We start from the raw sequence: 15240 nt of genomic DNA, 5'->3' as shown, positions 1-15240 counted from the left end.
ATCGTCCCGGTCTAAGCCTCATCCGGTGCTACATATCGGAGGAGCAGCCCACGGCGACCCGCGAGCCGCCGATATCTATTCCGCCGGACTCAGTCTGAAGCTGACGCCTATCTTCGTCTCGTTCGCTTCTTCGTTCACGAGACGTATGGTTCGAATATCCCTATCCGTGTTGTTGCCACGGAAGATCATGATCGAATGGACCCGGTCGATTCTGAGATATGTCCCCCAGGGGCGCTCGTCAACCTCAACAGCCGCATCACTCAGCTCCTCAGCCCACTTGCGATAGGCGTTCGCCACGCGAGAGAGCTCGTCCTCAGTCGCAAGGAGAATATCCACATCTACGCTGAGCCCCTTCGAGTCTTCAGCGAAATCGTCAATCCGTGCCGCCGGGTACAGCAACATGGGTATCGACAGTGTACGGTGATCCCAGGTCGTAAGCACTAGGCCGTCCGAAGGCACTTGTCTCCCTCGCACGATGTCACTGGCGGGCCGAGCCGCCGGTTGCTCCACGCAGCCGACAAGCCATGTGATCGCGAGACAGGCGCTACACATCGCTGCCACGCCGTATAAGACCCATCGCCTCTTCACTTGACGCGGTCATCCTAGCAAGAATGGGGACAGGCACCCATTTTCGTCTTCCGCGGCTTTTCTGGGGCCGCGGACGGAGCAGTCAGGCACAGCCACCCGTTTCGCCCTACGCGATGCATGCCGCGCAACTGCGAATGTCGGCGAGCGCGGAGAGACGAGAAGTGAAAACGGCCCGCAGGCGCGAGGAGCGCGCGGGCTGGTGGGGTGACGGCGATGTGCTCGCCCGCAGGGTGAGCCTGCGGCGGTATGAGTGCGGCCTCTCGGCAGCAGGGTCTCACGTCTGGTGTTCCCCCGCAGTCAGCGTACGATCACGACTGGGCCATCGAGTTTGTACCACTCCGGCGGGAGGATGTCAACGGCAGAGGCGGCGCGAAGCCGGGGCGAAAAGCGGCGATGAATCGCCGCACTCCATAGGGCCGAAGCCGCGCGCCGGGGGTCTTCTCTGCGTGCTCCGTGTTCTCTGCGGTTCCATCAGTGCATCGCGGCCTCTGCGAGGCGGCACCCAAGAGCGGGGGATGCAGGTGAGCGACCGAGGCGTGTTACCCTCACCCGGCCTCTGCGCCACCGGCGCACAAGTCCCTGGAAGGGAGAGGGGTTGCCGGCGGGCACAGGCATGCTCGCCCTACATCTTGCGGCATCTGCAGAAGTCGCGCCCAGAAAAACGGAGCACGCGCGGAATAACACGCGGGCCGCCCCGAAGGACGGCCCGTACGGTCGCGTTCCGGAATTGCCAGCAGCGGATTACGCCCACCACATCTCCGCCGGGGACTCGGTAACCACCACCTGCTTGAGGAATGTCACGGCCTTCTGGAAGCCCTCATTGACGCTCATCAGGCTGTCCTCGTGCTCGATGCTGAGCACGTAATCGTAGCCGACCATGCGCAGGTGACTGACCATGTCCTTCCACACGTCGAAGCCGTTGCCGTAGCCCACGGTGCGAAAGATCCAGGAGCGGTTGATCTCGTCGGAGTAGGCCTTGGTGTCGAGCACGCCGTTGACCTTGGTGTTCCAGTCGTAGATGTGCGTGTCCTTGGCGTGGACGTGGAAGATGCAGTCCTTGAGCATGCGGATCGCCGCCGTCGGATCAATGCCCTGCCAGAACAGGTGACTGGGGTCGAAGTTGGCGCCGATGTTCTTGCCGCAGGCCTCACGCAGGCGCAGCAACGTCTCGGGGTTATAGACGACGAACCCGGGGTGCATCTCGAAGCACAGCTTGATGCCGCGCTTCTGGGCGTACGCCGCTTCCGCCTTCCAGTACGGGATCACCTTCTGTTTCCACTGCCACTCGACGATCTCGCTGAAGTCCGGCGGCCACGGGCAGGTGACCCAGTTCGGGTACTTGGCGCGCTCGCTGTCCCCGGGACAGCCGGAGAAGTTGATGACGCGCTCCACGCCGAGCTTCTCTGCGAGCTGCACTGTCATCCGATGCACCTCATGGTTTTCCCTGGCGAAGCGCTTGCCGGGATGCAGCGGGTTGCCGTGGCACGACAGCGCGCTCAACATGAGGCCGCGACTCTCGATCGCATTGAGGAATTCCTTGCGCTTGGCCGCGCTGCTGAGCAGCGCCTTGGCGTCGCAGTGGGGATTCCCCGGGTAGTTGCCCGTCCCGATCTCGACCGCCTCGACTCCCGAGGCCGCGATGTAATCCAGCGCCTGCTCCAACGGCTGCTGGGCGAACAGTGCGGTGAACACGCCGATCTTCATGGTAGCCGTACCTCCTCGTTCGTTAGCTGTGCCGTCCTTTGATGGCGTCGTCGGTCACCTATTTCGCCGCAGAGCCGATAATCCTTCCCTGTCGCTCGCACGGCGGTGGCAGAGCCCACGGCAGGGCTCGCGCCGCGCCATCCCAGAAGCGCAAGGGCCGGCTCAGGCCGGCCCTCCGCGAAAGCGGTCTGGCGTGTCCTACGCTCGCACCTTCTGCCATGTGCCGGTCTTCACCGACTTGGCCGCGGCCTCGAGCACCGCCTGGCATTTGAGCCCGTCGTTGAAGTTCGGGCTCGGCATCTTGTTGGCGGCGATGGCGGTGATCACGTTATAGACGGTGTGGATGAACGTGTGCTCGTAGCCGATGATGTGCCCGGGCGGCCACCAGGCGGCGACATACGGGTGCTTCGAGTCCGTCGCCTGGACGACGCGGAAGCCCTGCAGATGATCCGGGTCGTCGCGATCGTAGAATTCCAGCTCGTTCATGCGCTCGAAGCAGAAGCGCAGGCTGCCCTTGCTGCCGTTGATCTCGAAGAAGTTGTAGTTCTTGTGCCCGGCGGCGAATCGCGTCGCCTCGAACGTCCCCATCGCGCCGTTCGTGAAGCGCGCCAGGAAGACGCTGGCGTCGTCCACCGTGACTCTGCCCTTGCCCTTCGCGGCGCGGGCGGCGAGGCCACCGGCGGTCTCCTTCATGACGGGGCGCTGCTTGACGAACGTCCTCATATCGCCGACGACCTCGGCGATATTGCCGACGAGGAAATGGGCGATGTCAATGAGGTGCGCGATGAGGTCGCCGTGGGCGCCGGAGCCGGCAACCTCCTTTTGCAGCCGCCACACGAGCGGGAACTTGGGATCAATGATCCAATCCTGCAGGTACTGGCCGCGCCAGTGGAAGATCTGCCCGATGCGTCCTTCATCTATGATCTGCTTGGCGAGAGCGACTGCCGGCGCGCCGCGATAGTTGAAACAGATCGCGTGCCTAACGCGCGCATCCCTAACCGCCTTGACCATGCGGCGCGCCTGCGCCACGTCCATCGCGAGCGGTTTCTCGCAGAACACGTGCTTGCCAGCCTTCGCCGCGGCGATGGCCATCTCGGCGTGCATGTTGTTGGCCGCAGTGATGTCAACGAGATCAATGTCCGGGCGCTTGAGCAACTTATTGTAGTCGGTCTCGTAGCCCTGCCAGCCGAGCTTGCGGGCGGCGGCTCTTACGCCGCGCGCATTGCGCCCGCAGATTGCCTTCATCACCACTTCGACCGGCAAATCGAAGAAGCGCCCGACCTGACGGTACGCATTGGAGTGGGCGATGCCCATGAACTTGTAGCCGATCAGACCTACGTTGAGTTGCTTGCGTGCCATGCCGCTCCTCCTATCGGAATTCCCGGCAGCCGGGGGGCAGCCGCCCCGTCGCAGCTGGAATGCGCGCTAGTACTTGACGTCAACCCACGCGTTCTGCTTGCTGCTCTCGATCACCGCCTCGACCATGACGATCTCGTTGTGCCCGTCCTCGAAGGTCGGGAAGTCGGGCGCGTCGCGGGCCGGGCGCTTGCCTTCGGCGTAGTACGTATAGACGTTGCGCAGGAAGTTCTTCAGCCCGTCGGGGTAGCCCTCGGGGTGTCCGCCCGGGGTGTGCATGTACTTCCGCGCCTCCGGCGCGAGCAGGGACGGGTCGCGCATGAGGACTTCGTTCGGGCGCTCGCGGTGACCGATCCATAGCCGCTCCGGGTCCTCCTGGTCGTATGCCAGCGCGCACTTGCTGCCGTCTATCTCGTAGTACAGCCGGTTCTTCCGCCCTGCCGCCACCTGGCACACGGTAAACACGCCGCGCGCGCCGCCGCCGAACTTCACCAGCACCGTGCCGTAGTCCTCGGTGGAGATGGGCACAGGCTCGAAGTCCTCGGGTTTCAGTTCCTTCCCGGCGTAGGTTTCGATTGCGCGTTTCGGTTTCATCCGCGTCTGGTGGATGACCGCGAGGTCGGCGTAGACCGACGTTATCTTCTGCCCGATGATGAACTGGATCAGGTCGCACCAGTGGCTGCCGACATCGGCGACGGCGCGGCTTTCCCCGCCGAGGTCGGGCTCGATGCGCCAATTGTAGTCGGTCTCCAGGTACAGCCAGTCCTGGAGGTAGGATCCGTGAACCACATAGACCGCGCCCACCTCATCGTTCTGCACCATGGCGCGCGCGTGCTGATTCAAGGGATAGAAGCGGTAATTGAAATCCACTGCCGCGACGCACTTGGCGTCGCGCGCGAGCTTCACCAACTCGCGCGACTCGCGCGAGTTCATCGCGAGCGGCTTCTCAACGATGAGGTTCTTCCCGGCGGCGATCGCCTCCTTTGCCATCGGATAGTGGCCCGTGTTCGGCGTGCAGATGTGCACGATCTCGATCTCCGGATTACCGAGCAACTCCCGGTAGTCGCCGTACGCGGTCGGGATGGAGAGTTGCTCGGCCTTCGCCTGCGCGGTTTCGGCGTCCACCTCCGCAAGCGCCACCATCTCAACGAAGCCGAGCCGCCGTGCCGCCTCGACGTGCATCGGCCCGACGAAGCCGGTGCCGATGATGCCTGCCCTAACCGTCTTCATGCCACTTCCTCCACACCAACGATCCTATTCGAAACCGGTGAGTCGCACGGCGCATCCGATTCGGCTCGAGCGGTACGCCGCCTCGGCGATCAGCACGACCTGGCGCGCCTGCGCGCCGGTTACCTCGAGGTCCTCGCCTGCGGTCAGCGCCTTGTGCAGATTCGCGTAGAAATCGGACGCGTCACCCTTCATCATGCGCAATGTCAAGTCCTTCCGCCGCGCGCCGGTGCCCGTCTTCCCTTTGAGCCTCTTCTCGTCGCCCTGGATCGTCCCTTTCGTCCCCGCGACGAGCCACGCGCCGCCGGGCATACGCATGCAGGCGCTGGCCTCGACGACCGCCAGCGCGCGATTGCGGAAGCGCACCGCACACGTGAAGTGGTCGTCAACCTCCTTCGCCACCTCTCGCGCCTGCGCGTCGCCGAAGATCACCTCCGGCTCGCTCGGCACCAGTTGCAGCACTTCGTCAATGAGATGATAGCCCCAGTCATAGCCGATGCCGCCGCCGTAAGCCCGCTTCAGTCGCCACGCGGGCTGCTTGGACCTGCCGACGGCCGAGGTCGCCCACGCCGAGCCCTCGACGTACGCTCGACGTTGGACGGCGAACACGGTCCCGAGCTTGCCGCCCTCTATCGTCTTGCGCAGCGTGATGAAGTCGGAGTCCCAGCGGTGGCTGTGGCAGACGGTGAGCATCCGACGACGCTGCCTCGACGCCTCGAGCATCGCGTCTGCGTCCCGCACGGTCAGGCACATCGGCGCTTCGACAACGACGTGTTTACCCGCCCGCAGCGCCTGTATCGCCTGTTCGGTGTGATGCACCGTCGGCGTCGCGACCACTACGAGGTCGGCTTCGCCGCGCGCGAGGAGCTCCTCCAGCGAGGAGTACACATCGACCCTAAACTTGCGCTTGGCTTTCGCGAGCAGCGCGTCGTTGGTGTCACAAATGGCGGTGAGTTCGAACTTCCGCGTGTGGGATAGGCATTCCGCATGAAAGCCCGCGCCCATCTGGCCGGCGCCGACCACGGCCGCCCTAACCGCTCCCTTTGCCTTGGCCATCGCACCCTCCTTCAACGCGGCCGCAACAATGGCGGCCCGAATATGGGAAGGCCCGACTCCTTCCCCCCGGAGCCGAACCTGTTCAGGCTGCTAGCCGTGGGCGTGGCTAGGGCTGCCACTTGCGCTCGATGGACGCCTGCTTGCGGGCGTCCTCGAGCCACGCGACCCAAGCGCTCTGAAGCTTCATCTCCTGAAGTTCCGCCCGGATCGCTTCCTTGACGTCATCGAAGCTCTTGCTCGTCGCGGCGGTGCGCGCCTCGACCTTGAAGATATAGTAGCCGTCGGGCGTCTCTACGGGCTGGGCGTACTTGCCCACTTCGGTCGTGAATGCCGCCTCGACCAGTGCCGGTGACCGCAGATTCGCTCGCGACACCGGGCGCAGCATCAGGCCGCCTCGCTCGGCCGTGAAGGCGTTTATCGACAATTCCTTGGCGACGTCGGCGAAGTTCTCACCCGCATCGAGCCGTTTCATCGCCTCGTCAGCCTGCTCCTTGGTCTTCGTCAGTATCATTCGCAGCGTCGCCGTCTCCGGCGCTTCGAACGACGCCTTGTTTTCGTCGTATGCGTTCTTGACCTCTTCGTCGGTGACCGTCGCCTTTTCACTCAACAGCTTCTCGACCAGCAACTTGACACGCAGCTTGTGCCGAAAGCCCTCGTGCGTGACGCCTTGATCCGCCAAGTACGCCTTGAAGCGTTCCTCGGAGGCGAGCTTCTCTTCGATCCCGGCGGCGCGCGCGTCAATCTCCTCGTCGGAGGCCGTTATGCCTTTCTCCTGAGCCGCCTGAAACAGCAACGCCTCGTTAATCATCTCTTCGAGCTGGGCCTGTCCTGCCGTCCCCAGATCAATGAGACGATGCACCAGCGCGTCCCGCGTGATGCCCTCGCCGTTGACCACCGCCAGGGGATCTTGAGACGCGGCCGGCATGGCCGCCAGCAAGGCCAGTCCTAGTGCGAACGCGAGTTGCCACACGGGCCGCATGAGACACAACTCCTTCTCCGCGCGTTGTTGCGCGTCACGCCTTACTCAACTTGATCCACCGCCCCAGCGACCTCGTTACCCCACGGCTTCTGGCCTCATGCCGGCAAGTGCAGCGCTAGGTTGGCGGCTGCCCTCCTATTCGTCAGGCTCGCCCGCAAAACCTCTTGGCAACACGCGCGGTGACACGCAACTGGGCTTTTTCGCAGAAAACGCGTCTTTTCGGCACCTGACCAGCGATGGAGTGGGCGCGAGTGTATCCGAGATGGAGTCGTGCGTCGGGAAGCCACAGGCACGCGGCCGATACCCTATCAGCCGCCGAAACGGCGAAAAGCGTCCTCGCCCATGCTTTCCGGGAGGAATCTGACCTTATGCACACCCAGCCGGTTGAACGGAGGCCCGATGATTCGGGGCCGCGCAATGCGAGCAGCGAGAGAATACCTGCGGTGTGACAGACCTCAGCGCGTGTGCCGTCACCGGGATGTGCTCTGTGGCGGAGCCGACCTCGGCTGTGATCAGGCGGTTCGGGAGCCGCCTGATCGTCGCCGCCATCCATCGCGATTCCTCGCGGTCATGCCTGCGGGGAGTCTGACCGCGGTTCTCCCCCCACTGCTTCGGATGACAGAGGCGCCGGGCTCACGCTCGCGCCGGCCCCGGCGCCAATCAGTGTCAGAGTTCCACCTCCACGGGCTCGCCGGTCGCGGCAGACCGGTTCGCGGCCAGGGTGACGGCGAGAGTCTTTACCGCGTCGGAGTAGTCGGAAAGGACGCCCTCGCGCTTCCCCGACTTCACGGCGTCAATGAACGCGCGGTTCTCCGCGACGTTCGGATTCGTCCTGTTCTCCATCGGCTGGGCATCGCCGGACTCGATGATCCGTGCGCCGACCTCGATCACCATGTTGCGGCAGACGATGTGGAGACCGACGGTATAGCCGAAATCGAGCGCGCAGGTGTTCGAGAACGTGCCGATCACGCCGTTCTCAAACTCGACCACAGCCGTTCCGAAATCCGGGACATCGTTATTCGGCACATCCGTCATCGTGCGCAGCGCCTGCAGGGAGAAGACGCGCCGCGCGTTGCCGACCAGGTAGCGCGCGAGGTCGAAGATGTGGGTCGTCTGCTCGACCATCTGCCCGGCGGACTGTGCCATCACCCGCCACCAGGGAACGCCCGGCAGGCCTCCCATCCAGTAGCCGAGTACCATGCCGACGGTGCGACCCGCGAGCTTCTCTCGTGCGGCCGCCGTCGAATCCTGGTAGCGCCAGTGGTACCCAACGGAGCTGATGACGCCGGCCCTGTTGATCGCGGCCTCGATCTCGCGCGCCGTCTCGAGCGTCGCGGCAACCGGCTTCTCGATGAAGAGGTGGATGCCTTTCCCCGCCGCGATGATCTCGGCGTCCTCGTGGAAGCCGGGCGGGACGCAGACGTACAGCGCCTGGAGATCCTCGCGCTCCAGCATGTCGCGGTAGTCCGTGTATGCGCTGCCCTTGTGTTCGCCCGCCGCGCCGTCGGCGCGATCCTTCTGCACATCGCAGAAGGCGGCCAGCGTCACATCGTCCATCGCCGCCAGAGTCTTGATGTGGGCGCGAGCGATCCCGCCCACACCGACAAAACCGACGCGAACTGCCATGCCTTTACTCCTCTGCTGGGCCGTGCGGCCGAGTCGCCCTCGCGCGACGGGTCACAGCTCCATCACATGCATCCCCTGAGGTATTCCGCCGCCTTGGGCAAGAGCACCGCCGGGTCGCCGGGTACGCCGCATTCCAGCGCCATGAAGTGCTTGAAGCCCACGCCTTTCAGCGCCGCGAACCCTGCCTTGAAGTCGGTATGCCCGAGGCCGGGCAGGACGCGGTTGCTGTCGGCGAGATGGATGTGGGCGATGTACTTGCCCGCCTTCTTGATGCTCGCCGGGATATCGGCCTCCTCGATGTTCATGTGGAAGAAGTCGGCCATGATCTTCACGTAGTCGCTGCCGATGCGCCGCACCATCGCAACCGCCTGGTCGAGGCGGTTGATCCAGTGTGTCTCGTAGCGGTTCAGGGGCTCCACGAGCACCGCGCACTTGGCCTTCTCCGCCGTCTCGGCGAGTTCCTTAAGCTGCGCCATGAATATCTTGCGCTGGAACTCGCGCGCGTCGAACAGCGGACTGGCGTCAGGCAGGCGCGGCGGCCCGAAGATGGGCACGACGATGAGGCCCACGACGCCGATGTCGCCCCCGACGACAAGCAGTTCCTTGATGTCGTTCATCGCGAGGTCTCGTTCGGCGGGGTTGGAATCGAGCAGGCACCCGCGATAGCCGGCGCAGATGCTGGCCGGCTTGACCTTGCGCCCCTTGAGCGAGCGCTTGACCTCGGCTACACGCTCGCGTAGGTTCCGGCCTTGGAACTCCACGCCCTCGTAGCCCCAATCCTCCAGCTTGGCCAGCTTCTCGCTCAAGCTCTCGCCGGGTACCAGATTCTCTTGACATGCCAGCTTCATGACACGCTCCTCCGTTGAGATGGGGTAATCGCCGTCGAGTCGCGCGAACGGACATTTCTCTGGGCGCCAACGCAATCCTTCACCCAGCGGCGCGCGGCGGACGGTTTTTCGCCCAGCGCACAAGCGCATCGGCCGCCACCTCGGCCACTTCCTCCGGGCGCGCGGAGAGGTAATGATCCGCATTGGGCAGGACGTATGATTCCTTGGGCTCCGGCAGAGCCTCCATCAGGCGACGCAGGGACGCGACTGAGCAGAGATGATCGCGGTCGCCCACGATCAGGAGCTTCGGCCGAGCATAGTGCATGAGCGCCTCGCGGGGAATGACCTGTTCGTCGGCCCAGTCCAGCGGCGTGGAAATGGCCACGATGCCTGCGACGCGCTTGTCGTTCACGCCCCAATGCAGCGCCATCGAGGCGCCGAACGAGCGCCCGCAGAGGTAGAGCGGCCCACCCGCTATCACGTTCATGGCATCGAAGTAGTCAATCGCTCCGCCGACGTCGAGCAGCTCCGACGGGCCGCGCTGGAGATCCACCTCCGCTTGGCCCACGCTGTGGAAGTTGAATCGCAGCGCCGCCACGCCGCGGGCGCACAGCGTCTGCGCCACCGCAACCTCCACAGGTCGATCCATGTTGGAGGTCGGTGGATAGGGGTGGCAGATCACCACGCCGGCAATCGGAGTCTCGTCCGGCAGATGCAGTACGCCGCGGAGTGAGCCCACCTCGTGTGCACGGCTCGGGAATGTTACCTGCTCGAGCTTCAGCATGTGTGTCTCTCACTTACGTCGCCGCGCACGCGACTCCGGCGCACCGCACCTCAGCCGGCTCGTCGCCGAGGATCTCGAACCGTGCGCCGATGACTTGCTCCGCCACCGCGGCGGCTGAGGTGAGATGGTCGGTTCTCCGGGCGGCGTGGTATACGCTCTCTCCGTCCGCGAGCGCCGCCCACGGCACGAGTTGGTCGCCCAGGTGCGCGTCCACGGCGGCGCCCGACTGCAATTCGCGAAGCAACGCCTGCGCCGCTTCGCGCCCGACTTTCTCCGCAGGCTTGCCCCGCTCACCCAACGCATCGCCGGCGATGACGGAATGCTCAAACTCGGCAAATGCAATGACGCCGCAGCCGGGCCCGGGTCCCGGCGTTGCCGTGTCTAGGTCGAACTCGTCGCAGACGAACCCGTCGCGCTCGAGCCGGTCGCGACAGGCGCCCGCCATGCGCTGCGCGATGTGCTCCGGGAGGTTCGAGCTGTAGCTGATCCCCCACATCCGCCGAAGAGCCCCTCGCGCGCGCAGCACGATTGGCCTGATACGCGCGCCCGGCTGCGTCGTCACTCGCACCTCTCCCCCGCCCTTGGGATAGAAACCGCGACGGTCCAACTCCGCCCCGGCGCGGAAGCCCATGCGCTCAAGCGTCGGCAGCAATACCCAGCGCAAGTACTCAAACGCAGGCGCCCAGGGATTATTGGTGCCGCCGACTATGCTCAACTCAACCGGCTTGTCGGCGAGAGCCAAACACGGCAGCAGCGCCTGGAGGATGAGCATCACGCTGCCGGCCGTGCCGACGTCCAGCCGCCACGTCGCCGGCGGCGCGATCCGGCCGGGGGTGAACTCGATTTCCGTCGAGCCCTTATCCGCGCCGGTGACGCGCGCGCCGCAGAGTTCCGCGGCGGCATTGACCGCGAGCAGGTGCTGTGGCCGAAGGCCGGGCTTGGGACGAGCGCCACGGATATTGACGATTCTGACCGGGCGCCCGCTGACGGCGGAGTAGCTCACCGCCGTGCGCAGGATCTGGCCGCCGCCCTCGGCTCCGTCTATCGTGAGCATAGTCGTGGAAGTCGCGAGCCGCCGCGGGCGTGCGCGCCGGCGTTACGGATTCGGGAAGATGTTATGCAGCCGCATGCCAGTGAAGTAGTCTATGATGAGCCAGACAGCCGCAGCCGCGAACTCGCCGAGAATCAACCCGACGAACATCGGGCGGAGCTTGCGATAGATGCGCAGGCCGCCGTATCTAAGCACGAAGGTGCTCGCGATCCATCCGATCAGCACCGAGAACCAGATGTGGCGCAGGGTACCGGTGCTGCCCATGAGGTAGCCGAGGGGATTGAGGCGCCACCACAGGAAGTTGCGGTTCATGAACAGCATGACCAGCATCAGGCCGACGCCGACGAAGGTGGAGCCGATCCCAAGTGAACTGGGCTTGAGGGGGGAGTCGAAGAAGGAGTTGACCTTGTTGAACGCCCACGTCGGCGCATCCGTCATGGTTCCCTTCTCGAGCGTTACCCCGCCGTAATGGTAGATAATGTGCATCGCCGTGTAGTAGGACAAGCCTACCGCGAACACCATGGACATGGCGACGGCAACGGCGACGTGGCTGCCCCGCAGGTTAACCGCATGGCCCATCTTGAGGCTGTTCATGAGGTATGGCCACCACGTGACCTCCTGGTTGAACATGAACATGCGCTGCTGGAATGCCAGAATAGTGAGATTGCGGTAGCCCAGCCCTCGAGTGCCGAGGAAGTTGTTGGTCACGTCCTGGGGGAGGTACGAGCATTCCACGTACATGCAGCCGCCGGCGCTGACGAGCCGCGTCAGGCCCAGCGCCACGGTGTAGAAGAGCATGATGATGACGAGCGCGGCCCACCAGTTCTGCCCGAAGCCGATGCCCCACATGGCGAGGGCCATGGTGGCGACGACGAATCCGATCAGCGCCAAGTGCACCGGTATCGGTTCGGTCGGGTCGCTTTGGCCCCGCAGTGACTGGCGCAGCGTGGCCACGAGCTGTTTGCGCGCGCCCCAGAAGAGGAAGACCGCGACTGCGATGAACGCGCCCGCCTCCTGTCCGCGGAAGAACACGGTCGAGTTGAACCCGCTGCCCGAGCCCGGCTCGCCCAGTCCATAGGCGCGGATGACGACCGCTTGGAAGCGGTTGAAGAGGAAGAAGAACCACAGGCTCGCCGCCACCTCGGTGCTGATGAGAAACGCGATGCCGACCATGGACGGATAGATGTACAGCATCTCGTCCTTCAGGGCATCCCACGGCCGTACGGTAAGACCGGCGCCGAGAGGGATGCTGGTCAGCCGAGCGTATGGGAAGAGGCCGTAGTACAAGTACAGGCTGTTGCTCGTATGGAGCAGGAAGACGGCGAGAAACCCGACCCACATCAGCTTGTCGCGGAAGAAGGCGCTCAGCGCCGACGGGAACGGATCATCCCCGACGATCTCGAGCGGTACCTGGGCAAGCGGAAACACCAAGCGCTCGTGCTCGATCCACTGGCGGCGGAGGATCACGCTAAGGCAGAAGTAGGCGAACCAGAACAGGAACGCATATGTGCTCCACCACAGTATCGGCTGCGCCCATGCCGCCCATGGGACCGATCCCCCGGGGGGCAGCCCTTCGTAGAACCACTTCACAGCCGGGCCGTCCGGGGGGACGAGCGTGGACGGCACGTAGGGGTCAATGAACCGCGATGCCCACTTGTTCTCCTCGGTCGCATAGTAGTGCAGCCCCCCCGGCACGGACAGCGCGAGCAAGGCGTACCCCGTGCCGGGGATGGAGCTGGCGACCAGCATCATGATCAGGATCAGGATCAGCTCCGCCCGGGTGAATGCCCAGCGCCGGCCGAGCCAGCGCAGCACGGTGTTGATGAAGAAGACGAGGACGAGGAAGATGAACGTGACGCCGATCGGCAGGTGATTGGCGACGATACCCGATCCCTGCATGACCAGGTCGGTGTACGGGGTAACGACGCACAAGATGGCGACGCATATCAGGCCTACGAAGACGGCTCTGAAGGTCATGTTCTGTCTCTACGGACGGGCTCGAAACCGGGATCCGCCGCGCTCACTCTCCGGACGGCACGTCTTCCAGCAGACCGACCGCGTGCTCTATTGCCTCGCTCATCGAATCAATGACTCGGTTCAGCGTTTCGGCGTCAATGACCAGCGGGGGTTCCAGGCGAATAACGCGCGGATTGTTGATGGTATAGGCGGCGATGATTCTGCGCTGCGCCAGACCGGCGATCACGAGTCCCGCGATATCCTCGTGCGCGAATTCGATGCCGATCAGCAAGCCCCTGCCCCGGACTTCCGCGATCGCCGCGGGAAAACGCCGCCGGAGATCGGCCAGCCTGCCCAGGGCCCCGGCGCCTAACTCCAGCGCGCGCTCGGGCAGTCGCTCCTCGAGCACCGCGTCGATCGCGGCGCACCCCGCCGCGCACGCCAGGGGATTGCCGCCGAACGTGGTGCTGTGCAGGATCGGGTTCTCGCGAAACGCCTCCCACAGATGCGGCCGCGCCGTGAACGCGCCCACCGGCATGACCCCACCTCCAAGGGATTTGGCGAGCGTCATGATGTCGGGCACGACGTCGTAGTGCTGGCACGCAAAGAGGGCCCCCGTGCGCCCAAACCCGGTCTGCACTTCATCCAGTATGAGCAGCGCCCCGGCGTCGTCGCAGATGTCCCGCACCGCGGGCAGGTAGTCGTCCGGAGGTATGATGACCCCGGCCTCGCCCTGGATGGGTTCGAGGATCACCGCCGCCGTGTCCGGCGTAACCGCCCGCCTCATAGCATCTGCGTCGCCGAAGGGCACGTGCGAGAAGCCGGGCACCAGCGGCTCGAAGGGCTTGCGATAGATATCCCTGCCCGACGCGCTGAGGGCGCCGAAGGTCTTGCCGTGGAAGCCGTTGAGAGCGCCGACGATCCCCGTGCGCCCCGTCGCCAGGCGCGCCAGCTTGAGCGCGCCTTCCACCGCCTCCGCGCCGCTATTGCAGATGAACGAATACTGGAGATCGCCCGGTGTCACGTCGGCCAGCCGCCGGCACAGGGCGGCGAGCGGCGCGCTCAGCAGTATCTTCGATGTCAGCGGCATGCGCTCGAGTTGCTCGCGCACCGCGGCCACCACCTTCGGGTGGCAGTGCCCGAGGGACAGCGCGCCGAAGCCCCCGAGGCAGTCTATGTACTCGTTGCCGTCGCGGTCGCGAACAACGACGCCGCGCGCGGAATCCTCCACCGTGTCGAACCCCATGAACTTGACGAGCGCCGCCCACCCAGGGTTGTAGTAATCGCGGTACTGCTCTAAGACCTCTGCCGCGGACGGCGGAGCGTCGCGACGATCCGTGGTGCTCATGACGCAGGTTGCTCCATGCGCAGAATCGGCGCGGCCGCGGACTGCTGCTCGCCGGGCTGCGTCGCACCCACAGCGTACTCGAGTTGGGCGAGCCCGACGTTGTAGTCGTATACCGCGTGCGCGTACTGATTGCGCGCGCTGCTGAGGGCGACCTCCGCGTCTATCACCTCGACGCTGATGCTGACCCCGGCGTCGTAGCGCACGGTGGCAATGCGGTAGGCCTCCTCGGCTTGCTCCACCCCTTTCGCGGCGGCGGCGATGCGCTCGCGCGCGGACCCGAGACTGAGATATGCCTGGCGCACCTCAAGTGCGATGCCCTGTCGCAGTTGCTCCAGCAGTGCGCGCGCGCTGTCCTGCTCGCGTCGGGCGCGCGCCACCGCCGCGCTCGTCTGCTTCCCATCGAAGATGGTGATTGCCGCCTGCAGGGCGAGCGTCCAGTTGCTGACCTGAAACGCGCTCATATCGAGCACACGATTATACACCCACCCCACGCCGAGCGTCGGGTGCTTTGCGCTCCGCGCGAGGTCGGCCGCCGCGCCCGCGGCCGCGATCTGCGCCTCCACCTGGCGCGTCTCGGGCCGCGCCTGTTCGGCCTGCGCCACCAGCGCCGCCAGGTCATCGACTTCCGCCAACGGCTTGACGAACGACGTGGCCAGATCATACTCGCGATCCTGCGGCACGCCCATCGCGTTGTTGAGTGCTGCGCGCGAGAGATCGAGGCCGTTGCGCGCCTGGATG

13 protein-coding genes are annotated in these 15240 nt (G+C 65.0%); all 13 read right to left on the bottom strand.

The features are described from left to right. Positions 1–75: 75 nt before the first annotated feature. Positions 76–441 carry a hypothetical protein gene (locus JSV65_10745; GenBank protein ID UCH33070.1) on the bottom strand — a complete coding sequence of 122 codons (366 nt, stop codon included), beginning with the start codon at positions 439–441 and terminating at the stop codon, positions 76–78. A gap of 888 nt (positions 442–1329) precedes the next feature. Next, entirely contained in the window at positions 1330–2292 is a 963-nt protein-coding gene (locus JSV65_10740) for a sugar phosphate isomerase/epimerase (GenBank protein ID UCH33069.1), read from the bottom strand. Between the two features lie 198 nt (positions 2293–2490). Beyond that, complete coding sequence (locus JSV65_10735) at positions 2491–3651, bottom strand: Gfo/Idh/MocA family oxidoreductase (protein ID UCH33068.1); 1161 nt, start codon at positions 3649–3651, stop codon at positions 2491–2493. 66 nt (positions 3652–3717) lie between these two features. After that, the gene (locus JSV65_10730; protein UCH33067.1) at positions 3718–4878 is read right to left on the bottom strand and encodes a Gfo/Idh/MocA family oxidoreductase; all 1161 of its coding nucleotides are present in this window, start codon (positions 4876–4878) and stop codon (positions 3718–3720) included. 24 nt (positions 4879–4902) lie between these two features. After that, positions 4903–5931: a Gfo/Idh/MocA family oxidoreductase gene (locus JSV65_10725; protein UCH33066.1), complete on the bottom strand. Its 1029-nt coding sequence runs from the start codon at positions 5929–5931 to the stop codon at positions 4903–4905. Positions 5932–6037: 106 nt separating this feature from the next. Then, positions 6038–6910, bottom strand: a complete 873-nt coding sequence (locus JSV65_10720; GenBank protein UCH33065.1) for a peptidyl-prolyl cis-trans isomerase — start codon at positions 6908–6910, stop codon at positions 6038–6040. Between the two features lie 666 nt (positions 6911–7576). Then, positions 7577–8536 carry a Gfo/Idh/MocA family oxidoreductase gene (locus JSV65_10715; GenBank protein ID UCH33064.1) on the bottom strand — a complete coding sequence of 320 codons (960 nt, stop codon included), beginning with the start codon at positions 8534–8536 and terminating at the stop codon, positions 7577–7579. A 62-nt stretch (positions 8537–8598) separates the two neighbouring features. After that, positions 8599–9384, bottom strand: a complete 786-nt coding sequence (locus tag JSV65_10710) for a sugar phosphate isomerase/epimerase (protein UCH33063.1) — start codon at positions 9382–9384, stop codon at positions 8599–8601. Positions 9385–9463: 79 nt separating this feature from the next. Next, positions 9464–10147 (bottom strand): hypothetical protein, encoded by a 684-nt coding sequence (locus JSV65_10705; protein ID UCH33062.1) that lies wholly within the window; start codon positions 10145–10147, stop codon positions 9464–9466. 13 nt (positions 10148–10160) lie between these two features. Then, positions 10161–11201 carry an RNA 3'-phosphate cyclase gene (gene rtcA, locus JSV65_10700; protein UCH33061.1) on the bottom strand — a complete coding sequence of 347 codons (1041 nt, stop codon included), beginning with the start codon at positions 11199–11201 and terminating at the stop codon, positions 10161–10163. A 42-nt stretch (positions 11202–11243) separates the two neighbouring features. Continuing rightward, positions 11244–13175, bottom strand: coding sequence for a hypothetical protein (locus tag JSV65_10695; GenBank protein ID UCH33060.1), 1932 nt, complete (start codon positions 13173–13175; stop codon positions 11244–11246). 43 nt (positions 13176–13218) lie between these two features. Next, positions 13219–14502, bottom strand: a complete 1284-nt coding sequence (locus JSV65_10690; GenBank protein ID UCH33059.1) for an aminotransferase class III-fold pyridoxal phosphate-dependent enzyme — start codon at positions 14500–14502, stop codon at positions 13219–13221. Further along, positions 14499–15240 (bottom strand): TolC family protein (locus JSV65_10685; protein ID UCH33058.1); only part of this gene is annotated, 742 nt, incomplete at its 5' end. The genes JSV65_10685 and JSV65_10690, both read right to left, overlap by 4 nt.

The organism is Armatimonadota bacterium, assembly GCA_020354555.1.
In the GTDB taxonomy this organism is placed as follows: Bacteria; Armatimonadota; Hebobacteria.
The sequence above is the reverse complement of the archived record's forward strand: the minus strand, read 5'-3'. Positions and strand labels throughout refer to the sequence as shown.